Origin of the sequence: Rubripirellula amarantea, assembly GCF_007859865.1 — a bacterium.
Taxonomy (GTDB): Bacteria; Planctomycetota; Planctomycetia; order Pirellulales; family Pirellulaceae; genus Rubripirellula; species Rubripirellula amarantea.
In genome coordinates this window covers 1,900,508-1,921,414 of record NZ_SJPI01000001.1, presented here as the reverse complement: position 1 = coordinate 1,921,414, position 20,907 = coordinate 1,900,508, and the positions used below count along the sequence as shown (strand labels likewise).

General features: G+C 51.6%; 18 protein-coding genes. 10 read left to right on the top strand and 8 right to left on the bottom strand.

Annotation, left to right across the window (positions count from 1 at the left end):
• The first annotated feature begins 310 nt into the window (after window positions 1-310).
• Window positions 311-2,392, top strand: a complete 2,082-nt coding sequence (locus Pla22_RS07010) for a catalase (protein WP_146513979.1) — start codon at window positions 311-313, stop codon at window positions 2,390-2,392.
• 92 nt (window positions 2,393-2,484) lie between these two features.
• On the opposite strand, the gene Pla22_RS07005 is transcribed toward Pla22_RS07010, so the two are convergent.
• From Pla22_RS07005 to Pla22_RS06980, 6 genes are all read right to left on the bottom strand, one after another.
• Window positions 2,485-3,036, bottom strand: a complete 552-nt coding sequence (locus Pla22_RS07005) for a DUF421 domain-containing protein (protein ID WP_146513978.1) — start codon at window positions 3,034-3,036, stop codon at window positions 2,485-2,487.
• Window positions 3,037-3,202: 166 nt separating this feature from the next.
• Window positions 3,203-8,425, bottom strand: a complete 5,223-nt coding sequence (locus Pla22_RS07000; RefSeq protein WP_146513977.1) for a PAS domain S-box protein — start codon at window positions 8,423-8,425, stop codon at window positions 3,203-3,205.
• Between the two features lie 65 nt (window positions 8,426-8,490).
• The gene (locus Pla22_RS06995) at window positions 8,491-10,329 is read right to left on the bottom strand and encodes an alpha-amylase family glycosyl hydrolase (RefSeq protein WP_146513976.1); all 1,839 of its coding nucleotides are present in this window, start codon (window positions 10,327-10,329) and stop codon (window positions 8,491-8,493) included.
• A gap of 262 nt (window positions 10,330-10,591) precedes the next feature.
• Window positions 10,592-11,440 (bottom strand): cysteine peptidase family C39 domain-containing protein, encoded by an 849-nt coding sequence (locus Pla22_RS06990; protein ID WP_146513975.1) that lies wholly within the window; start codon window positions 11,438-11,440, stop codon window positions 10,592-10,594.
• Window positions 11,441-11,959: 519 nt separating this feature from the next.
• Window positions 11,960-12,565: a class I SAM-dependent methyltransferase gene (locus Pla22_RS06985; RefSeq protein WP_146513974.1), complete on the bottom strand. Its 606-nt coding sequence runs from the start codon at window positions 12,563-12,565 to the stop codon at window positions 11,960-11,962.
• 56 nt (window positions 12,566-12,621) lie between these two features.
• Window positions 12,622-13,116, bottom strand: coding sequence for a YciE/YciF ferroxidase family protein (locus Pla22_RS06980; protein WP_146513973.1), 495 nt, complete (start codon window positions 13,114-13,116; stop codon window positions 12,622-12,624).
• A 470-nt stretch (window positions 13,117-13,586) separates the two neighbouring features.
• On the opposite strand from Pla22_RS06980, the gene Pla22_RS06975 reads away from it, so the two are divergent.
• Window positions 13,587-14,495, top strand: a complete 909-nt coding sequence (locus tag Pla22_RS06975) for a YihY/virulence factor BrkB family protein (RefSeq protein WP_146513972.1) — start codon at window positions 13,587-13,589, stop codon at window positions 14,493-14,495.
• 16 nt (window positions 14,496-14,511) lie between these two features.
• On the opposite strand, the gene Pla22_RS06970 is transcribed toward Pla22_RS06975, so the two are convergent.
• Window positions 14,512-15,018: a response regulator gene (locus Pla22_RS06970; protein ID WP_146513971.1), complete on the bottom strand. Its 507-nt coding sequence runs from the start codon at window positions 15,016-15,018 to the stop codon at window positions 14,512-14,514.
• A gap of 344 nt (window positions 15,019-15,362) precedes the next feature.
• Here Pla22_RS06970 and Pla22_RS06965 point away from each other — a divergent pair, with 344 nt between their 5' ends.
• From Pla22_RS06965 to Pla22_RS06930, 8 genes are all read left to right on the top strand, one after another.
• Window positions 15,363-15,794 (top strand): CsbD family protein, encoded by a 432-nt coding sequence (locus Pla22_RS06965; RefSeq protein WP_146513970.1) that lies wholly within the window; start codon window positions 15,363-15,365, stop codon window positions 15,792-15,794.
• A 2-nt stretch (window positions 15,795-15,796) separates the two neighbouring features.
• On the top strand, window positions 15,797-16,228 hold the full coding sequence (locus Pla22_RS06960) for a hypothetical protein (protein ID WP_146513969.1): 432 nt from the start codon (window positions 15,797-15,799) through the stop codon (window positions 16,226-16,228).
• Window positions 16,225-16,440: a hypothetical protein gene (locus Pla22_RS06955; RefSeq protein WP_146513968.1), complete on the top strand. Its 216-nt coding sequence runs from the start codon at window positions 16,225-16,227 to the stop codon at window positions 16,438-16,440. The genes Pla22_RS06960 and Pla22_RS06955 overlap by 4 nt, the downstream gene beginning before the upstream one ends.
• Window positions 16,441-16,445: 5 nt before the next feature.
• Window positions 16,446-16,967 (top strand): phage holin family protein, encoded by a 522-nt coding sequence (locus tag Pla22_RS06950; protein WP_146513967.1) that lies wholly within the window; start codon window positions 16,446-16,448, stop codon window positions 16,965-16,967.
• 4 nt (window positions 16,968-16,971) lie between these two features.
• Window positions 16,972-17,214 carry a hypothetical protein gene (locus Pla22_RS06945; RefSeq protein WP_146513966.1) on the top strand — a complete coding sequence of 81 codons (243 nt, stop codon included), beginning with the start codon at window positions 16,972-16,974 and terminating at the stop codon, window positions 17,212-17,214.
• Between the two features lie 99 nt (window positions 17,215-17,313).
• Window positions 17,314-17,664: a hypothetical protein gene (locus Pla22_RS06940; protein ID WP_242631847.1), complete on the top strand. Its 351-nt coding sequence runs from the start codon at window positions 17,314-17,316 to the stop codon at window positions 17,662-17,664.
• 90 nt (window positions 17,665-17,754) lie between these two features.
• On the top strand, window positions 17,755-18,114 hold the full coding sequence (locus Pla22_RS06935; protein WP_146513965.1) for a hypothetical protein: 360 nt from the start codon (window positions 17,755-17,757) through the stop codon (window positions 18,112-18,114).
• A 227-nt stretch (window positions 18,115-18,341) separates the two neighbouring features.
• Window positions 18,342-19,130, top strand: a complete 789-nt coding sequence (locus Pla22_RS06930) for an SDR family oxidoreductase (RefSeq protein WP_146513964.1) — start codon at window positions 18,342-18,344, stop codon at window positions 19,128-19,130.
• 72 nt (window positions 19,131-19,202) lie between these two features.
• Here the strand turns inward: Pla22_RS06930 and Pla22_RS06925 are convergent, their stop codons facing one another.
• Window positions 19,203-20,795: a glycoside hydrolase family protein gene (locus Pla22_RS06925; protein WP_146513963.1), complete on the bottom strand. Its 1,593-nt coding sequence runs from the start codon at window positions 20,793-20,795 to the stop codon at window positions 19,203-19,205.
• Window positions 20,796-20,907 lie beyond the last annotated feature (112 nt).

The window sequence follows — 20,907 nt, the reverse complement described above, 5'->3', positions numbered from 1 at the left end:
TGCTTTGCCAGGCTGCACGGATGAAAGATGTTCGCAGCGTTTGCGACCATCGAGTCCATCGATCAGGCAATGGCAAACGATAGATCTGTAACCTCTCATGTGTATCAAACCTCAGTCTTCTCGCGCTTCAGCGAGAGGGCTGCCTTACCTGATCTAAACACGACCAGCTCGGCTGTTCAGAGATCAACACATTTTGCCGGGGTCCCAGCGTCCCACGGTATTGTTGCTCTCTGGACGAACCAGCGGTCGGCTCGAACCCTCCACACCTGAACGTCCGCCTTAAAACACTTAAAACTTGGACAGAAATTCTATGGCAAAGAAGAAGAAACCCGATGCGAAGCAGACAATCGGAAATGGTGGTGAACTCCATCAAACCGCGGGTGCTGAGGACCAGCGTCTGACGACAAATCAGGGCGTCGTTGTGTCAGACGACCAGAACACGCTGACGGTTGGCCCCCGAGGTCCGCAATTGTTAGAGGACTTCGTGATGCGTGAGAAGATCACGCATTTTGACCATGAACGAATTCCCGAGCGTGTCGTGCATGCCAGGGGTTATGCAGCGCATGGTTACTTCCAGGCCTACAAAGGAAATTCAAAGCTGACTAAAGCAGCGTTCTTGCAAGATCCTTCCGAAAAGACACCCGTTTTCTGCCGGTTTTCAACCGTTGCCGGAAGTGCGGGATCACCGGATACGGCGCGGGACGTTCGTGGCTTCTCGGTGAAGTTCTATACGAGTGCGGGTAACTACGATTTAGTTGGCAACAACATCCCAGTGTTCTTTATCCAAGACGCGATTAAGTTCCCCGACCTCATTCATAGCGTCAAACCTGAACCCGATCGCGACTTCCCCCAAGCGCAGTCGGCACACAATACGTTCTGGGACTTTGTATCGCTCAATCCAGAATCCGTGCACATGCTGATGTGGATCATGTCAGACCGCGCGATTCCACGATCGTTCCGGATGATGGAAGGCTTTGGTGTTCACACGTTTCGAATGATTAACGAGAAGGGTGAATCGCGGTTTGTGAAGTTCCATTGGCGTCCCAAGCTCGGCACCTTCTCGTTGATCTGGCCTGAAGCAGTGAAAATCTCCGGTGCAGACCCTGACTTTCACCGCCGAGACTTGTGGAACGCGATCGAATCAGGCGACTATCCCGAATGGGAACTTTGCGTTCAAGCGTTCACCGAGGAAGAGGCAAACAAGTTCGACTATGACGTCTTGGATCCCACCAAGTTGGTTCCCGAAGAACAGATTCCGTTGACTCCGATCGGCAAGATGGTACTGGATCGAAATGTCGACAACTTCTTTGCTGAAACAGAGCAGGTTGCATTCTGCCCATCGCACGTCGTTCCTGGAATCGACTTCTCCAACGATCCACTGCTGCAAGGACGGTTGTTCTCCTACCTAGACACGCAATTATCTCGTCTGGGCAGTCCCAATTTCCATCAAATCCCGGTCAATAAGCCTAAGTGTCCGTTTGCCAACTTCCAGCGTGACGGACATATGCAGATGGAAGTGCCCACCGGTAATGTTGCCAACGAACCAAACTCGCTTGACAGTGGAAGTCCGCGGGAGTGTCCCATTACCGGATTCGGCAGTTTCCCCGCAAAAGAAAGCGGCGAGAAACTCCGCATTCGACCCGAGAGTTTTGCTGACCACTACACCCAAGCCCGTTTGTTTTGGGTCTCGATGACGGAACCGGAAAAGCGACACATTGTCGGAGGCTTTGCCTTTGAATTGGGCAAATGCGATGAGCTCAAAATTCGCAAGCGGATGCTGGGGCACTTAAGCAATGTGGATCAAGAACTTTGCGAACGTGTCGCATCTGCCTTGGGGATGGAAGGTGAAGCCGATTCCATCAAGCCGTTGGTATCCGTCGGCAATCCAGAACCATCGCCTGCGTTGTCCCAATACACGGATGCTCCCAAGACCCTCGCGGGCAAGAAGATTGGAGTTCTAACTACTAATCTATTGGATTCGTCACTTTACAATGCGTTGGAAAAAGCGGCGAAGAAAGAGGGCGCGATGATGGAAATCGTTGCACTGAAAGCAGGACCGATTAAGACTACTGGCGGTAAAGAGATTACGCCCGATCACTTCCTATCGGGAGCCCCATCAGTTCTATTCGACTGTGTGGTCATTGCGCCTGGCAAAGATCAGCTTGATGCCCTGATGTCCCAAGCGGCCGCGGTCGATTGGATCCGCGATGCCTTTGGACACCTCAAAGTCATCGGTTTTACTGATCAAGCCATGCCAATGTTCGAGAAAGCATCAGTCGACACCGATAGTGATGAAGGCGTCGTGAATATTACTTCGACCGATGTAGCGTCCTTCATCGACGCGGCGAAGCAGTACCGGATCTGGGACCGTGAACCAAAGGTACGATCCTAAAAAGGTATCTTGATCATAGAATCTTGAACGGATAGACAAAGCAAAACGTGCTGTCGAGTTACAAGCTCAACAGCACGTTTTTTTGTTCCATGCTAGGCCGTTCGTTGTAAATGTTCGTTTCCGATAACGTTCTTAATGAAGTCCTGTTCCAGCACCGCATTGCTATCACTACGGTGCAGCACTGAAATATCACCGGTGGTTTCGAACACGACGGCCAATACTTCGTCGTAGTTCAATGCGTTGGCTTCTCGCAGTTTGCCGTACACGTCCGAGCGCGTCACTTTCGCTTGACGCAGATTATCGTCAAGGAATTCACGTCCCGCCATTAGCAACAATGGCTGGTTATCTATCACCTTGCCGAAACCTTCAAACTTCTGGCGTAGTGCCGAGATGATCCACTGCCCAAAGTATAGCGACGCTAACGCCACTAATCCCAACACCAGCGTCGGACTGGGCGACGATATCGTTGAACCGAACAGAGACCCGACGGCTACCGTCATCGCAAAATCCGGGGCGGACATTTTTGAAAAGCTGCGGAGCCCTGCAAAGCGTGTATAGAGCAGAATGGCAACATAGACCGAGGCACTCGAAATCAAGACCATCCCAATTTCTGGCCAAGTCGAAGATATCCATTGGCTTATCATTACGGTTAATCCTTTTATGTGCCTATTGAATTTGTGTAACTTCACTGAAGCTACACATTAGAAGAGACTGATAGCGAAGCACGTCGTATGCCAAAAGGCTTCGACCCCTTGGCAATGGATTGCTCTGAAGATCATTCACGAGTCCAGCTAGCGACGTATCACTGCACTATCTCGTCAGATCAGCAACTCGACGAATGAGATTAGGAGCATCAACGGGCTTTGCCATGAACTCGGTGCAGCCTGCCGCGATAGCCTCTTGAACCTCTTCGGAGGTGGCTCCAGCCGTGAGCGCTATGATAGGCATCATGAAGCCTTGATTGCGAAGTCGCTCAGTCGCGGCGCGGCCATCAAGTTCAGGCATTTGCATGTCCATCAAGATACATGCGAATGGTCGTCCATCGCTTTCGGCTTTCGAAACCGCCTTCACGGCTTCGGCGCCATTGACCGCTTCTACTACGTCCGCACCGCATCGTGACAAGAAGCGTGTTGTGACCATCCTGACATCGCGAGCATCATCGACGACCAAAACGCGGCAATCCAATCGGTCCAATTCTGCGGAACTTGTTGCTTCAGGCTTCAAGTCCGCGATTGTTGGAGTGATCAGGTTGTCAGAGTGTTGGACCGGCAATAACAGCGTGAAACAACTGCCTTTGCCCTCGCGACTTTCGACAGTGATGTCACCACCCAAAATCTTGGCTAAACGCTTGCTGATTACTAACCCTAGACCGGTGCCTTCGACCCCAACAATCTTATTGTCATGCACTTGGCTGAAGGTTTGAAACAAGCGGGACAGATTCGCGTCGGATATCCCAATCCCTGTATCGATCACTCGAAAACGCAGTTGTTCGCCGTCACTTAAGTCCATGTCCACCACAACTCGGACGTTTCCTTTTGGCGTGAACTTAATCGCGTTACCAATTAGGTTCACCAAAATCTGTTCGACCCGAGATCGGTCGCTATACACGCGTTGAACAACCGGACTGGCGAACTCGAAAGTTAAAGGTATGCCAGACGAGTCACTGCGATGACGCATGAGCTCATTAATATCGGCCAACATAGGAAGTAATCCGAACCGAGACTTCCTCACTTCGAGCTTGCCGGCTTCGACTTTTGACAAATCCAATATGTCGTTGATGATCCCCAACAGGAAACGCCCATTGCGGATAACTGTCTCGAGGTGCTCTGGCTCCACGGGTTTGCCATCACTGAGGTCACGCAACGCGATATCACTGAAGCCAATGATTGCCGACATTGGCGAGCGAATTTCGTGACTCATGTTGGTCAAGAACTTACTTTTCGCCACACTCGCTTCTTCGGCTGCGACACGAGCGCGTTCCAGGTAGGTCTCTGTTTCCTTGCGACCTGTTACATCCGTCATGTAGAGGGCCGCACCGCCGTCGACAGGAAACACCCGAGCGTCATACCATCGACTGAGATGTCGAGAGTAATACTCAGTTGTTTCCCCTTGTTGAGACCGACGCACACGATCCAGCGCCGATAGTAGAGGCGACTCCGCATCATCAACGAACAATTCTTCGTAAGAACGTCCTCGCAAATCGCCGGATATGTCTCTCAAACGATGAGCCGATCGATTCGCAACTTGAATCACGCCATCGTAATCAAAGCTGATAAAGGGATCGTCGCTACGTTGGATAACTTCGGCAATGATGGCCCGCGACGCCGACAATTTTTGCTCAGTCTCGATACGTTCCGAGATATCCTCGACCAACGAGATGCAACATTCGGGATTGCCTTTGACGTCAGAGCGTAAGGACGTAGTGAGATTTACCCAAACGACGTGACCGTTGCGATGAATGAATCGCTTTTGCATCGTGTATCCGGGAATTTCTCCTCGTTTCATTCTCGCAAACTGAACAAGGTCGCTGTTAAGGTCGTCGACATGAGTGATCTCTTGAAACGTTTTCGATTGAAGCTCATCACGAGAATAACCAACAATCTGGCACAACTTCTGGTTCACTCGCAGCCATTCGCCGTCGAGTCCGATGTGAGCAATTCCAATCGCGGCATTCTCGAACGTGCTGCGATACTCCGCCTCGCTTTTTTCAAGTATGCGTTTTGCAGCAACGACGTCGGTCACGTCACTCTGCACACCGACAAAGTGAGTGACTTGACCGTGTTCGTCCGCGACCGGGGTGATCACAAGGTCATTGTAGAACTCACTTCCGTCCCGTCGGTAGTTCAGCAACGTGACCCTGCACTCTCGCTTCTTCGCAATGGCTTCGCGAATAATCTTGACATCCTCTGGGTCAGTTTGCGGGCCCTGCAGGAATCGACAATTGCGTCCCACGATGTCCTCAGGTCGAAACCCCGTGAGGCTATAAAAACCTTGGTTCGCATACACGATAGGGTGATCTTTTGCTAACGCATCAACGATTACAAAACCGTTGACTGCTGCATCGATGGCCCGTGTCCTAAGCCGCAATTGCTCTTCCGCAGCGCGCAGCAAAGTCACATCGTAAAGGGTGATTGCCGCGGCGGAGACGCGCTCATACTCATCAAGCACTGGCGTAACGCGAATGAGCAACGTAAGCGTTCGACCGCGAATGGTTGCCGAGACTTCCCGAGGTGCAACGTCACCCTTACGGGAAAGCTCTTTGATCAACGAGTCGCATGATTCATACACCGACTGGGGCAGCGTCTCAGCGAGTTCAAAATTCTTGGCAACGTCTAGCTCGGTACCAAAGAGCTTTGTCGCACCACGGTTCCAGCTAGTCACGCGTCCATTGAGTTCCACGCCGATGATGGCGTCCGTGCTGTCGGCCACGATGGATGTCAACTTACGCAGCTTTTCGTTCGTTTCTTTCACGGATCGCAAGTTCGTGAATGTCATCAGGACACCGGTGCGATCACGATAGGCCGTCACTCGCAACAGCACTGGATCGCCACGACGATCAGTTGCCTCCATTTCAACCGGCTGATTCGTATCGCGAACCCGCTTTGCTATTTCGACCAAGTCAAGATCGTCGAACGCGCCGGCATAATCTTGCAGTGATTCGCCTTGGGCATCGCGACGCCGGATCAACAGAAGGTCTGCGGCAGCAGGCGTGACGCGGCGAATCGTCATGTCGCGATCAACAAGCACGAGACCGACGTTGCTTTCTCGCATCACGCTTTCAAGGTCGTTGGTCAACTCCGTTAACAACTGCAACCGCCGCGTGCTTTCCGTATGAGTGGTATGCAGTTCTTCGTTGACACTGTGCAGTTCTTCATTGGTGCTTTGAAGTTCCTCGTTGCTGCTGGTTAACTCTTCGTTGCTGGATTGCAGTTCCTCGTTCGTTGTTTCTACCTCTTCGATTGTTGCCTGCAAGTTTTCGCGGGTATAGTCGAGCTCCATCTCCAACATACGAACTTGCTCTTGCAGCATCGCGATACGTGTGGATTCACTACCATCGACTGCAGCCTCCAAGACATTTGGTTTCCGCAAATTCCGTTCTGGTGCCAGACCCTCATTGGGAAGCAACGGTTGCTTTGTCGGTGCGATGAAATCCTCGGCATCGAAGCTGAGCAAGTAGTGAGTTTCGGTCAGACTGGGATGGTGAAACGCTTGAATCTGCAATTCGACTCGCTCACCATCAAAGATTGCTGATTCCGTCTCGGTGATGCGCTGATCCGACTGCATTCGTTGCAGACCAATAGCTAGCGGCAACCGCAACGGTTCGGCCAGCATCTCTTCGACGGTTCCTCTTAGACGTCCAGTGGGTCGAACCGTGAACCGCGAAACATCGCCAAAGACCTGCAAGGGATGAAGCGATTGATCAAACAAAATTGCCGGGGGCGCATACTTCGCTAGAATTCGGTCGTACGTCATCACCAATCCAGGAGACGGTGCTGACGACGACCGAGGACGTATCGATAAAGCGACATTGGACAGCGGACGTTTGCGTAATTTCAAATCCAATGGAAGTCGCGTCTCTCGCTCTTTCTGAAACAATCGCCAATGCTTATCAAGGGTGGCGTATTGATCTTCGACATCGCCTGGTGTCTCGCTGGGACCTAGCCACAACACCCCTCGAGTTCGCAAAGCATGAGTGAAGGCCGATAGCACCCGAGCCTGGGCATCGTCGACAAGGTAGATCAGCAAGTTGCGGCAGGTAATCAAGTCCATGTTCGTGAACGGAGCATCCTGCAGCACATCGTGCCGCGCAAACACCACAGAGTCTCGAACATTCTTCGTGAACTCAAAGCCCTCGGGATTATCAACGACAAACTGATTACGAAGGTGCCTTGGAATTTCTGCGATCGCCTCGCGTGGAAAGATTCCTTGTTGGGCATATCGAATCGCTTCAGGATGAACATCCGTGGCAAAAATCTTAGTCGTGAAATCAACGTTGCGCTTTTGTTTCTCGTCTTGGATCAACATCGCGATGCTGTAGGCTTCTTGGCCAGTTGCGCAACCTGCGACCCAAACCCTTAACTCATCGCCTTCGCTCTTGGATCCGATAAGGGTACGAATACAACGACCGCACAATCGGTGAAAGCCATCTGGATCACGAAAGAATCGAGTCACACCAATCATTAAGTCATCGGCTAGACGCAGCAATTCATCCGGATCGCTATCAAGCAGCTCGACGTATTTATCTAATTCGTCGGTCTTGCTCAGCATCATTCGACGCGAAAGACGTCGAGTAAACGTGCCGTGCTTGTACTGCCCAAAATCCACTCCGCAACAACTTTCGAGTCGCTGATAAATTGCATCCAGATGATTGCGTTCAATGGTGGGGGATTGATGAGCGACGATCTCTTCAATCGAATGCCCTTCAGCGTAAGATGTCAGCGCTTCGGCAATCTCAGGGACTGATCCGACCACGTGGACCTTTTGAGTCTTAATGGCGTTGAGCGGCATTCCATTAAACTGAGCGGAATCTTCGTCCTGGCATAGCACTAGACCACCGGCTTCGTGAACATCAACAATCCCAGCGCTACCGTCGCTGCCCGTACCTGATAGCACCACAGCCGCAATCGATCGGTCGGTCTGCTCCGAGAGTGATCGAAAGAACCTATCGATGGGAAGATTCAGTTCACCATCGTCCGATCGTTCCTGCAATCTCAACTGACTGCCCACCACTTCCACATGCTTATCCGGCGGCATTAGGTAGACCGTATTGGGTTTTAAAGCAACGCCTTCGGTCATTTGAACGGTCTGCATTTTCGTTCGACGTCCAAGCAACTCCGCCATATGACTTTGGTAGTCAGGCGATAGATGCTGGATCACAACATACGCGGCACCGGCGTCATCCCTGAGCTGCTCAAACAAACATTCCAAAGCCGTCAGCCCTCCCGCCGAGGCTCCGATTCCGACAATGGAATTTGCAAGCGGTAGGGCCTCCGTTCGTGAATCAATCTGGGACGTTTTGGGTAGTTGAGTCATAACTATCAAAGCTGGCAGCAGCCAATCGGCTGCTACCACGCACAGGAGAATTTTGCGAAGTTTGGCTACAAGGTCGTGTCCCCAGGTTCCGCTTCACTTCGCGAATAAATCAATACTGAGTACGGAGGAATCGTAACCTCAGCAGAGTAGTCAAGACCATCACAAGGATCGTCCGTAGCCTCCGCATCGTATGATTCCACATTCGTAAAGTCGGAACTATAGATGTCACTATCGCTGTTGAATCGCAACACCCACGAGCCTGGCTGAGGGAACCCGATTCGGTAGGTCTCTTTGGACTCTGCCATGAAGTTCGCGACAACTATCACGTCGTTTCGCGGATCATCATCGAAGTGGCGACGGTAGGCGATCACCTTGTCGACTTCGTTGACGTGATACACATGCAAACCTTGACCGGTTAATCCTCGAGTGACTCCTTCACGATTCAAACGCAAACGAATCAAATCAGCGAACAGTCGCACGATACCGCGGAAGTCTTTGGCATTCTCCCAGTCGAGTTCATCGGTGTCTTGAAACCAGCCGCCTTGCAAAAACTCTTGTCCTTGAAACAACATCGGAATTCCCGGTGCTGTCATGACAAGCGCAGCACCAAGGGTAGAACGCTTTTGGGCGTACCAGCTACCATCATCCCAAGGAGAAACCTCGCTCGGAACGCGAGACTTTCCGTTGGCAACTTCATCGTGGGATTCGGTGTAGACAACCCTTTGAAACGCATCACCGTTGTAGCCGTGATATAACGCATCACGCACCTTCGCCATAGAACGATGCTCATCGTTCGCCGCGGTCAATACTTCACGTATCGGGTGCACAAAGCCTGCATCCCACTGCGTCGAGAACCCAGCACCACCCTCGTGATCTGACTTTGTCAGGTAGCTGTTGTTTTGCAAGTCCTCGGCAATGGTAATGGCACCTGGCTTAATCGAATGAATGTCTCGGTTGACCCATTGAGTAAGCCCCCATCCCTCGGGAATCTCATTATCAGGGCTCCCGTCAATCGAGCGTATATACAGAGTCATGTCGTAGCGCAATCCATCGACATGAAAGTCTTCAAGCCACATCGCCGCGTTGTCACGGATGTAAGATCGCACTTCGTGGCGACCATAGTCCGGTCGCGTGTCGCCCCAAGGAGTCGAGCTTCTATGATCATTGTAAAAGTAGATGCCACCTTTTCCATTCTCGTTCCAACCGTCGAATTGCCAGATATCAAGGTCCGACGGACCAAAGTGGTTGTAGACAACGTCCAAGATGATCGCAAAGCCTTCTGCATGGGCTTGCCTTACAAATTCCTTAAACGCAACTGGACCACCATAGGCACTTTCGACTGCGTAAATATGCGCCGGGTTGTAACCCCAAGAAACATCGCCTGCGAATTCCGCGATTGGCATGATTTGGATAGCGTTGACACCAAGCTTCCTGAGGTGCCCGAATCGCTTCGCGAAGTTCGAAAACCCACCAGGCTGATCTTCTTTCGACCGGCTAAACGTACCAATATGAGCTTCATAGATTACCAATTCATTCCAAGATGAAATGTGGAAATCGTCACCTTGCCAATCGAAGTGAGGATCATGAACGATGCCGACACCGACCGAGTTAGTAACTTCTCGAACTCGCGGATCAATTCTGTCGAAGACATTGTTGCCGTTTTGAATCCGATATTTGTACTGGCTTCCTATCTTGGCGTTCTCTACCAACGCAAACCAATGTCCGCCATCTTCTCGTTCCATAGGGTTAGCGTTTTCGTTCCAGTCATTGAACGATCCCACAACACTTACGGAATCCGCATGCGGTGCCCAAACTCGAAAGGCGATGCCTTGATCAACATGAATGGGGCCGACGCCCACCGGCTTTGAAACGGACGCAGGTTGATGAAGAACAGATGTGTTCATGTAAGCCAACGGGGTAATGCGAAAAGGGGGAATGTTTGTCTAGCAATTTTGCCGACTCCCCTTAAGCAAGTGCCGTGCCTAACACGCCGTGAGGCTGTTCCCAACGGGCTGCGAGGCCGCGCGTCGACGTGCAACCAAGTCTGCGGACTACGTTCGCACCAAAGGCAGCACCGGTGCTTTGCTGGCCTCTCGCTTTCGCTGACACACTCAGTCCGTCACGCTTGCACGACAATGTCAGTCCTTCACGCTTGCGCTGACAACGTCAGTCAATGCGAATTCCATCACCGTGCCAAAGCAATTCCATGTCCTTCTCGGACCATTTCTCTAACCCGACCGACGGGTCGCCGATGATGAAACCGCCTTCTTCAGTGCGTCCAAATAACACAACGGAGTGCCCCATTCCGGGAATCCATCCCCATTGCTCTGCATAGCGACGATCTTTGACTCCGAACGGCAACTCGACGGCTATCAAGACAGGCCAATCCTTCTCGGCAACCAATTGCTGCAAGCTAGAATTGACGACGCTTACCGAACGTCCTTGACGTTGGGCAACGAGCTTAATACCGCGATAAAGCCCTAGCGTGGGAGTGCCACTAGAGTCAGTCAAACAAAGAGGTATCAATTCACTCTCGTTCGCCTGAATGTTTTCGCTCTTCAACAATGTCGCTGCAGCTGCCGGACTGCAAGTAGCCCAGGACGTTTGCATCGCGACCCCGTTTTGCCACACATCGCCGCCTTCCGGTGGTGGACGTAAAGCGATCGATAGCAGAGGCCAACAAATCACGGCCAACGAAGCACATCCGAGAAGAACACTCAGGCCTCCGCGTCGCCAAGCAGGTGTCTTAGGCAGTCGCCATGCCCATCCGGCCGCCATTGCCGCGAACAAGGCAGCGACATTCGTGTAAATAATCGCCGCTGATGAAGCAATGAATCGAGCCCAAATGAGTTGTCCCGAACCATAGATTAAAAAGTACACCATCGCGAGCACGGACATGGCTAAGCCAAGCATCGTCCATTGCCCCTTATCCGAGTAAGCAAAGTTCGCAGTGATCAGGCCTGCAAAAATCGATACACAAGTCATCACCGCGATCGCGATCGTAATGTCCATCATGAGTGCTTCGCTATGGTTCAACAAAGGGATCGTTCGAAGTGAGTCTAGAAAACAGCGTAAGCGATGAGGGGACATAGCCCGAGTTGGGGCCCGGACGTGTTGCAACGAATTGCTCGCGCCGAACGATAAAAAAACAGCACGCCTCCGGAAGCTCACGGTAGCCAACCAAGAGGTTCCCCATTAAACGCAGCGTTTTTCTCTGCCCGAGTTTCTTTACCCGAGATTGCTTGCACCGAGATTATCTGCACCGAGATCTTCTCAGAAATGCAGTCCGCTTGCACTACCTGCCCGTAGAATGTGCTGCCCTGACTTCGCGTTCAAGGAACCTTTCGCACAAACGACCAATGCAGGTACAGGTGGACAATGTGAACAGATCCGTTGAATGGATGCAAACTCAGCGATGCGAAACCAACGGAGGCAAGCCACACCTGCCACGCCAAGTCCGGCGTCTTCTTCGCAGAGGGACCAACCGAATATCGGTGTTTACGTCAAGCGATCGGACATTACATGCGACTTGATCTAGACATGGGCGTGCTTGGTCCAAGTAAAAACTCTTAGAGGTGGTACGTTGATCCAAACCATTTCGGTAGAGGCTCGTCCAAAGTGAGGATCCGCGTAACGAGCGACGTCGCTCCGTAACTGATAGGCAATGAACGTTCCACCATCTGGCAAAGCCTGGTCGATGGACTTGCACAAATTAACCGCATCAGTTTCGGAGAGAGTCGAAAACGGAATCCCAGATACGATCACATCTAGTGATTCGATTTGATGCGACAGCAGGATACGCCCGAGCCCCATCACATCTCCGTGCTCGACGATCAAACGAGGATCGTCGATCTCATGAAGCGATTCGATAAAGCCATCCGTCTTTTCGATTGCCAAGACTCGGCAATTCGGCTGGGCGACTTCTAGCAAAGCTTCCGTCGTTCCCCCCGTTCCCGGACCCAGGTCAAGAATCGCCGATGCGTTTCGTATGCACTCACGCTCGGCGATTCGTCTGGTTAGCGAAGTGGTACTGGGAACGAGGGAGGCCACTTGGGTGGGCTCGCGAAGCCATTCCTGGAGTACGGCCGCAGCACGATTCCAGTAAGAACGGCGACGGAAACGGGCTGCATGCGTCGTCATAAATCAGCGTCACAGAGGGAGAGTGATGGAAGTTGAAAAGCGTTCGAGAATGCCGGCTAACCAACCGATAGAGCATCCTTATTGATCGCTTTCGCAATCTCGGACAGTTTCTTATCAGCCGTTTCCTCCTCGTCGATGTTCTGCTTGAGGAGTTTTAAAGCGTTGTCATAGCCGAGCGCCTCGGCCCAGGTGCACAACGTTCCGTATGTCGCAATTTCATAGTGCTCCACCTTTTGAGCACACGCGATGATCACAGCATCCTTGACGGCGGGTTCGGCTTCTTCCTTAAGCATCTCTTCGGCTTCCGAAATCAACCCTTTCATTGCCTCGCAAGTCTTTGCACGTGCCGCTTTGCCGGTCTCTTCAAACGCCTTTTCGACCCGTTCGACCTGGGCTTCCGTTTCCGCGAGGTGGCTTTCAATTGCGGCGACTAGTTTTTCGCATGATGCTTTTTTGATCATCTTTGGCAGCGCTTTGACCAGTTGCTTTTCGGCACTTAGCACATCACGAAGTTCGTCGTAAAAGGCATCAGCAAGGGTTTTCATGGACATAATGTTCTCTCACCAAATTTCAAAGGGATGCTGAAAGGGATGTTGAATGACCAACAGCGTTTAAAACGCCAAAACCAGCAGCAAAGCGATTGCCGTGCCAATCGAGACTGGCCTGATGTTCAAAATGAACGTTCGATTCGAAGAGCGTGACGTCCTGAATATGCGTCATGACGCCAATGGAACTTCCCGGAAGTCCCCCTTAATGACGTCGCCTCGTTTTTCCCTTTGCGATGCGACCTCTATCCACAGGGCGAACCCGCTTGAAATACCACCGATCAGCATTGCCGGACTATTGCCAGGCTTCCGGCATATCAAATGCTCTAGATAGGCATTGGTCTCAAAGTGAGGCTTACTGGCTGGTAATACATGAACGGAAACGAGTTGACCTTCATGGTTGGATCGACATCGATGCTATTGCCGTCGAATCTTTTCATTCCTGCACTCCGCTCCTCGTAACACCGAACAAGCCAATGAAGTTTCTTAAGCAAACGTTTGCTGAATTCTCGAAAGACCGTTGTACGACACTCGCTGCAGCGATGGCGTACTACACGACCTTCGCTTTGCCACCTCTACTATTTTTATTGATGACCGTAATGACGTTCGGATTGTCAGTTGCTTACGAGAGCGATCAGGCACGCGACAAAGCCCAGACGGTGCTAACGAGTCAATTGTCTGACATGCTCGGCAACGAAGAAGCCGTCGATGAGATATCTTCCATCTTGAACGATACCGAAGACTCCAAAGCCAACTGGTGGAAAACGTTACTCAGCTTCGCCGGAATCTTGGTGGGTGCAACGGGCGTGGTCGGAACGCTACAAGATTCACTTAATCAGGTGTGGCAGGTGAAACCAGACCCCGAAAAATCCAGCTTGGCGACGATGATTAGCAAGCGAGTTCTATCATTTGCGATGATCCTGGGCCTCGGCTTTTTGCTGCTGGTTTCGATCGCTGTTTCGTCCGTACTTTCAACTGCGGGTCGACAAATCACGGACTACATCGGCACCAGCCTGGGAGTCGCCGATGGAATTAACTACGCCGTCCAGGCAGCAGTTGTGTTTTCAGTTTTCTCGGCAATTTTCAAATTCATGCCTGATGCCAAAATCCGCTGGCGCGATGTGCTTGTTGGAGCAACGATCACAACGGCGTTATTCCTCGCCGGCCGATATGCGATGCAAATCTATTTCTCTTATTCGGAACCCGGTGCGGAACTTGGTGCAGCGGCAGCCTCACTCGCTGTGATTCTCGTTTGGGTTTACTACAGTGCAATCATCGTGCTACTTGGTGCTGAAGCCACTCAGGTCTATGCCACACTTTATGGTGATGGGATTCAACCAGACAAAAATGCAGTCCGCGTCGTTGAGACCGTTCAACGAGACTAACCCGAAAACTAACGCTTCACCATTGTTGATTCTCGGTTACCGTTCGAAGTAACCGGCGCAGCGTTGGCGAGATAACACCCATGCCTTGGATAAATTGATCATCGCTGGGAAGCGTTGCTTCACAGCGGCGCCTGCTGCGTGTGACCATCTCGGTCACCATTGAAAGTGTTGATTGCTTGTCGAGCGGTTTATGCAGCAGTCCATCGCCTCCCATTTGTTCAATAACGTGCCATGTTTGATTGTCCTGGAGGCTGGTCATCACGAGCACGGGCATTCGCCGAACACGGTCGTCTTCCGAGTTTCGGATTTTAAACAGCAGCTCTAGGCCACACAAAACTGGCATCTCGAGGTCAGTCACTAACAGTTCAGGTGGTTGCTCGACGATCGACTCCCATGCGGTGCGGCCATCCTCGACATACTCGCATTGAAACTGGCATTCATGCAACCAAGATCCCACGACTTTTCGAGACGCGCGCACATCATCGGCAATTAAACACCGTTTTAACGGAATCGAGTCCGGCATGGTTGGACCAGGTACCAAGAGAGGAGGGAGAACCGACGAGGATGCACTTTCTATCGGTGATCAACCTCGATTAGCAAGTACTGTGCCTTCATAGAACCATTTAATGCGGCGGAGGTCATGACGAAATGGATTCACTGGGTAGGCCTGCATGAGCAAACACTAGCGACCTGCGGTTGGTTGGCAAGCGACCAGCCTGAGCCAATATTGACCAAGCCGATTAGTCAGCGGCATCAATTTCACCCTGAATACTGCTGTGGCACATCAATTGCTTTCTGGTTGAGTCTCGACAGCCTTCATGGCTGGCAGGACGACAAAACAACACAACGACGATGGAGGATAAGACCATGGCTAACCGAGAACAAATTAAGGGCCACTGGAACGAGATCGCAGGCCGATTAAAAGAGCATTGGGGTCAATTAACCGACGATGATTTGCAGCGTGTCCAAGGTTCCGCCGATCAACTGGTCGGAATGGTTCAACAAAAGACCGGTGCTGCTCGCAACGAGATCGAAGATTTCATCGATAGCGTATTTCGAGGTGGCATTGGCGAACGTGCTGCGGATTCCGTCCAACAGTATGGCGAGGCCGCTCAGCAACTTGCTTCCGAAGCCAGCGACTATGCGAGAGACCAAGCACGAAAGTTCGCCGCCCAGTCTGCTGACTACTCAGCACGGGTGGTAGACACCGTGCGTGCACGTCCGACGGAATCATTGGCAATCGTGTTCGGGCTTGGAATCGCTGCGGGCGCTTTGTTGTTTCTTGGTCGAAAGCGATAGACATGACTAGCACACTTGCAACCCGTAAGCAGGCTGCCGCGATTCGCGATCGTATGCAACAGATCCGATCTGAGTTGCCTTACGACGTGGATGATGCACGCGAGCGTGTTAAGCAGCTATCGGACTGGAAATACCACATGTCGCGTCACTCCGTACCGATATTGGCCGCGGTCGCGGTTGCTGGATTTCTAGTCGTCCCGAAGAAGAGCAAGCAGATAGCTGTTCCACACTATCGTCGTGCGGATGCTTCTGCGGACACTCCAGCAAAACGTGGGATGTTTGCCGGAATAGCAGGTGCCGCAATGACACTGCTACTCCGCCAAGCGACGTCGATGGCCGCGAGAGAATTGGCCAGCCATTTCACCGGTGCATCTCGCACCAATGCACGAACCAGTGACACCAGGACACACGAAATGAGGAATGCTCCACGATGATTGCTCCTGCCCCCCAACGTTCGATCGATGACCAAGTCAATTCTGGTCGAGGTCAAGTTCAACGAGATCATTCGCTTGCGATCGAAGCGCAGCAACGCTCACTATCTAACCGCTTTGTACAGTTTGTCGAATCCAAACCTGAAATCGCTGTAGCGACCGCGTTCGCGACAGGGCTGGCACTCGGATGGCTCGTCAAACGAAGGGAGTGGTAAGTGCCATGCCCACTCATGCAACAACCCAACAATCAAGCTTCCAAAAAGTAACTCAGGACGTCCTCGATCTTTTCGAGCTCCAACTTGAACTGCTTTCGGTCGACAGCCAAGAGGCGAAACGCAAACTTGTTCGCGCTGGCATTTTCGGTGGACTTGCAGCGACCATTGCAGGATCAGCATTAACCGTCGTCATGATTGCCAGCGGCCTATTGCTAGGCGAGTTCACTGAGCTCTCGATCGGCGGTGCCATGCTCGTTGTCGGTGTTGCTTTCTTTGTTCTAGTCGCTGTACTCGGATGGATCGCGTTAACGCTTACCAAAGCTGCGGCTTCAGCAATGAGCGAGACAAAGTCAGAGTTTGCTGAAAACTTACGTTGGTTGAAGGCAACACTGGTGTCTCCTAACTCATCAGCTCGTAATCAATTGCGCAGGGAAACCTTCCAAGAAACCGATGTCGAACTATCCCAATCTGATGGTTGGGCCTCAACACGGCCAAACCAATCTCAACCTACTTCCTACACGCGGTAATCCTATGTCCAACGCAACTACTCCAACCTCGAACGGTAAAAACATGTCAGAACAAGCAAAAGAAGCAGCGAATCGTGTCGCAGCAGGTGCAGGCGAAATAGCATCCGACGCGGCCAAGCATTATGTTCAAGAACCTGCAGCCGATCTCTTTAGCCTAGCGAAAGCATACGCGAAGGATAATCCTGATGTTGCTGCGTGCTGGGCATTCGGTATTGGAGTGCTCGTTGGGTGGAAGCTGAAACCGTAACCTTGGTGAATTGTGGTTTAAAGTCGAGGGCCGACGACTTGCGGACGTCATAGAAAATTGCACAGGCTGGCAACCTGTGCCTAAGGAAGAGAAAGTTGTATGGCTGGATTGACTGCTGATCAACGACAACGCTTTTCGGCCGCGTTAACGCGACTTGACGGTGATGAAGACACATTGGTCATGCTCGCCGAGATGGTAACCGAAGATGCACCCACAATGGTTGCGCAGCTAGAGTCGGAGATCGACTCAGGAAAGCTTGAAGACGTTGCACAGACGGGACATGCGTTGAAAGGCTTGCTAAGCACCTTTGAAACCGGACAGCCCGTTAGCGATCTGCAGCCAATTATCGAAGCCGCAAGGTCGGGTGACTCTGGCGAAGTCGCAGTGCTGTTTAAGAGCGCTCAGCCGAGACTTCGCGAACTAGTTTCCGAAATCGGAAACCTCAGTTGACAATCTTGGTTTGCAGTGGCAATTGCTGTGGCATGAACCTTGCTCTTAGTGACAAGAAAATCATTTGAAACACAACGACAAAGGGTAGTCATGAGCGATACAAATCCACAGATCGAGAAGCAGCTCGACAAACTTGCATCCATTTGTTGCGAAAAACTTAGCGGCGAAGAAGCGTCGGTGAGCAGCAACGCTGAGACAGTCGAGAGTCTATTAAAGACGTTGTTGATGAGCGGCTACGCACGCAAACGCAAAGGCATGCTTCAAAGTGATATTGAAGCAAGAGTGAAGAAACAGTGCCAGGAAACAGTGACCAATCGCGGTGGTGCGTTGTCGAGCATCACAGGGCAGTGGCACAAACAATTTGAAGAGCTGTCGCAGTGGGAATCGAAGCAGCCGGAGGAACACACTCCGCCAAAGGCAGCAAACATCAGCTCGGCAACTGACGCTTAAGCCCTGTGCATTAGTAGCACCGTGCATTAGTAGCACCGTGCATTAATAGCACCGTGCATTAATAGCACCGTGCGTTAATAGGTCTCTGTGCTGATAGCTCAGTGCATCAATAGCTCAGTTCCATCAACAGCCAGCGTGATGCCTAACGTGCCTTGCCGGCATAAACGAGATGTAGCTGGCGTCGATAGGAACTACTTCGCAAGTGAGTGATAGTGAAAGGAATGAACGTGAATATCGAGCTCAATGATCGAGTCGTGATGGTTACCGGTGGTAGCGAGGGAATCGGTGCTGGTATTGCCAAAGGCATAGCCACCTGTGGTGGAAAGGTTTTGATTGTCAGTCGCGACGAAGAAGAAATGCAATCTGTTGTTGACGACATCAAATCCGATGGTGGAGAGGCATCATGGGCACGGGCGGATGTGACTCAATCCGACCAAGTGGCTGCAGCCGTGCAAACGGCAATAGAACGCTACGGAAGAATTGACGGTTTAGTTGCTAACGCTGGAATCAATGGAACCTGGGCACCAGTCGACGAGATTACGCCGGAAGAGTGGAGGAAGACCATTGACGTCAACCTCACCGGAACCTTTTTGGCAGTCCATCACTGCGTGCCTCACTTGAGAAAGGGTGGTGGTGGAAGCATCGTGATTATGGCGTCCATCAACGGGACTCGAACGTTTAGTAACGAAGGAGCATCCGCGTACGCGTCGAGTAAGGCCGGACAATTCGCCTTTGCAAAAATGCTCGCTTTAGAATTGGCTCCATCACGAATACGTGTCAATGTTATTTGCCCGGGCGCTATTGAGTCGAACATTCACGACAAGACAAAACGCAAACATCTTGAACGAATCGAAACACCCGCAATTTTCCCTGACGGCACCATTCCTCTGACCGGTGGAGAATTCGGTTCACCCGAACAAGTTGCCAATCTGGCTACCTTTCTAATGAGCGACTTTGCCAGTCATATTACCGGGACGCCGGTGTGGATCGATGGTGGTCAATCACTACTTCAATAGGCGTCATTCATTAAGTGTTCTCACCTAGCCTTAAGCTTTCTCACCTAGGAAAGTCGAGGATACGAATCTGATCTAGCCACTGGCTAAGTGTTCGTCGCTTTGACTTGGCGATGCAAGTCTATTGAGCTTTATCTCAGATAGGCGTACTTCGGCAGTATCAAGATAAACGCCCAGTTGTCCTGTGTCGAAACTCTGATCCGCCAGTGACAGCACCACCCGCCCATTGACCGACAACTCGATGTAGCTACCAAACGCAATGAGTTGCACCGCCGCCTCTTCTCTTACTTCGGAGTACCAAAATCCAGATTGCAGCGACTTGAACTGCATCATGTGTTCTCCACTACCGTCTTCGCCTGTACCCCAAGCTCGCAATTGCGCGACCCCCTTGAGTAAGTCCAGCGAAAGATAGTATCCATCTCGGCATTCAGGATCGATCCGAAACACGAGTCCACACTTACCTAGCCCACACATACTGATTTTGACCTGAAATCGAAAATGCTCGAGCGGTTCATCAAACACGAAGGCTTGAAAGCCACTTTTGCAAATCAGATCAAGTGTGCCATCTTCGACACGGCAGTTCTGAATGTGTGGACCTCCTTCCTCTATCAAACCGTGTATGCACTTTGTTTCGACAGACTCCCTTAGATAATCCTCGATCCCCTCGAAAGTTACGGCTCTTAGTAAACCCTGGTTGTTTTTCACCAAACGTTTAGGCGGCGGCATTAGATTTTCCGCAGTTCGATCTACCAAATTCATCGAATAGAAATTCCACAGCAGCCAACCTTTTTCATCCCGGCAAACTCTTCCCGCATAGTTGCCTTGCGGAAGCAGCACGTTGTCGTGATAGGACTGCCACGGATCACCGATTTCGTCGGCGTGCCAATAACGGATCTTGGCGTCCTCGCGAATGCTACCGATCAAATAGTGATCCTGGTCCACCTCGATAAGGTTTGGCACTTCGACATCGTCGTACAACCGAGGATGGTGCAATGGAGGTTGGCTGACGAAATGATTCGGTTCCACTTCCTTCATTAGCGCAACGCAACCTCGTCGGACGATTGGCCCATCGTTAACTCGTCCAGCCGCCATTAACCAACCGTCTTTGCCATCGTGATAATAGAACGGGTCACGGAAACTGACCCAGTGCCGCCCCTCAGTCAACGATGCCTCGTAATGGCGTGGATCCGGTTCCAAGGGGAAGCAACTTTCTTTGTCGTACATTGCATGACACGGTCCCGCTTGATTTGATCGACTCTGTTTCACTGCGCGTTTTACCCGGTCGGGGTCGTTTGGACCGCGATGGTCTTCCCAGTGGACTGGAGTCTTTTGCCAATGGAACAGATCCTCACTTACTGCCATTCCTAAGCGTTGGAAGTTCCCTTGGTCCCGTCGCGATAGCCCTGTGTAGAACATCCGCCAACGCCTGCTGTGATGGGGGTCTCGTGATACATGCATCGTCCACAGCATCAAGTCGTCCCAGCTACCTGGATCACCAATGAACAAGGCGTTGTTAACTCTTCGCCAATTCAACGCGTCTGTGCTGACGGCGTGAGCGATGAAATCATGGTTGGGCAACACCAAATGAAAGAGATGGTACAGGCCATCGTGATAGAGCACGTCTACATCGCCAATTGTCTTCCGGCTGCCATCGGTTTCTGAAAACATGTCTTCGTTCTTTGAATTGATTGATTGTCGGGCGCTTTGGTTGCATGCCGTTCGATGCAAGTGTCCGCTACACCAATAGTCCCGGCAAAGTTGCGTTGCTTGCGTGGGAAGG

Excerpts from the sequence above, each read along its gene's own strand:
- Pla22_RS06940 (WP_242631847.1), top strand. The coding sequence starts at position 17,314 with ATGGCTGGATTGACTGCTGATCAACGACAACGCTTTTCGGCCGCGTTA.
- Pla22_RS07000 (WP_146513977.1), bottom strand. The coding sequence starts at position 8,425 with ATGACTCAACTACCCAAAACGTCCCAGATTGATTCACGAACGGAGGCC.
- Pla22_RS07005 (WP_146513978.1), bottom strand. The coding sequence starts at position 3,036 with ATGATAAGCCAATGGATATCTTCGACTTGGCCAGAAATTGGGATGGTC.
- Pla22_RS06950 (WP_146513967.1), top strand. The coding sequence starts at position 16,446 with ATGCCCACTCATGCAACAACCCAACAATCAAGCTTCCAAAAAGTAACT.
- Pla22_RS06975 (WP_146513972.1), top strand. The coding sequence starts at position 13,587 with ATGAAGTTTCTTAAGCAAACGTTTGCTGAATTCTCGAAAGACCGTTGT.
- Pla22_RS06965 (WP_146513970.1), top strand. The coding sequence starts at position 15,363 with ATGGCTAACCGAGAACAAATTAAGGGCCACTGGAACGAGATCGCAGGC.
- Pla22_RS06935 (WP_146513965.1), top strand. The coding sequence starts at position 17,755 with ATGAGCGATACAAATCCACAGATCGAGAAGCAGCTCGACAAACTTGCA.
- Pla22_RS06945 (WP_146513966.1), top strand. The coding sequence starts at position 16,972 with ATGTCCAACGCAACTACTCCAACCTCGAACGGTAAAAACATGTCAGAA.
- Pla22_RS07010 (WP_146513979.1), top strand. The coding sequence starts at position 311 with ATGGCAAAGAAGAAGAAACCCGATGCGAAGCAGACAATCGGAAATGGT.
- Pla22_RS06990 (WP_146513975.1), bottom strand. The coding sequence starts at position 11,440 with ATGATGGACATTACGATCGCGATCGCGGTGATGACTTGTGTATCGATT.
- Pla22_RS06985 (WP_146513974.1), bottom strand. The coding sequence starts at position 12,565 with ATGACGACGCATGCAGCCCGTTTCCGTCGCCGTTCTTACTGGAATCGT.
- Pla22_RS06970 (WP_146513971.1), bottom strand. The coding sequence starts at position 15,018 with ATGCCGGACTCGATTCCGTTAAAACGGTGTTTAATTGCCGATGATGTG.
- Pla22_RS06960 (WP_146513969.1), top strand. The coding sequence starts at position 15,797 with ATGACTAGCACACTTGCAACCCGTAAGCAGGCTGCCGCGATTCGCGAT.
- Pla22_RS06980 (WP_146513973.1), bottom strand. The coding sequence starts at position 13,116 with ATGTCCATGAAAACCCTTGCTGATGCCTTTTACGACGAACTTCGTGAT.
- Pla22_RS06925 (WP_146513963.1), bottom strand. The coding sequence starts at position 20,795 with ATGTTTTCAGAAACCGATGGCAGCCGGAAGACAATTGGCGATGTAGAC.
- Pla22_RS06955 (WP_146513968.1), top strand. The coding sequence starts at position 16,225 with ATGATTGCTCCTGCCCCCCAACGTTCGATCGATGACCAAGTCAATTCT.
- Pla22_RS06995 (WP_146513976.1), bottom strand. The coding sequence starts at position 10,329 with ATGAACACATCTGTTCTTCATCAACCTGCGTCCGTTTCAAAGCCGGTG.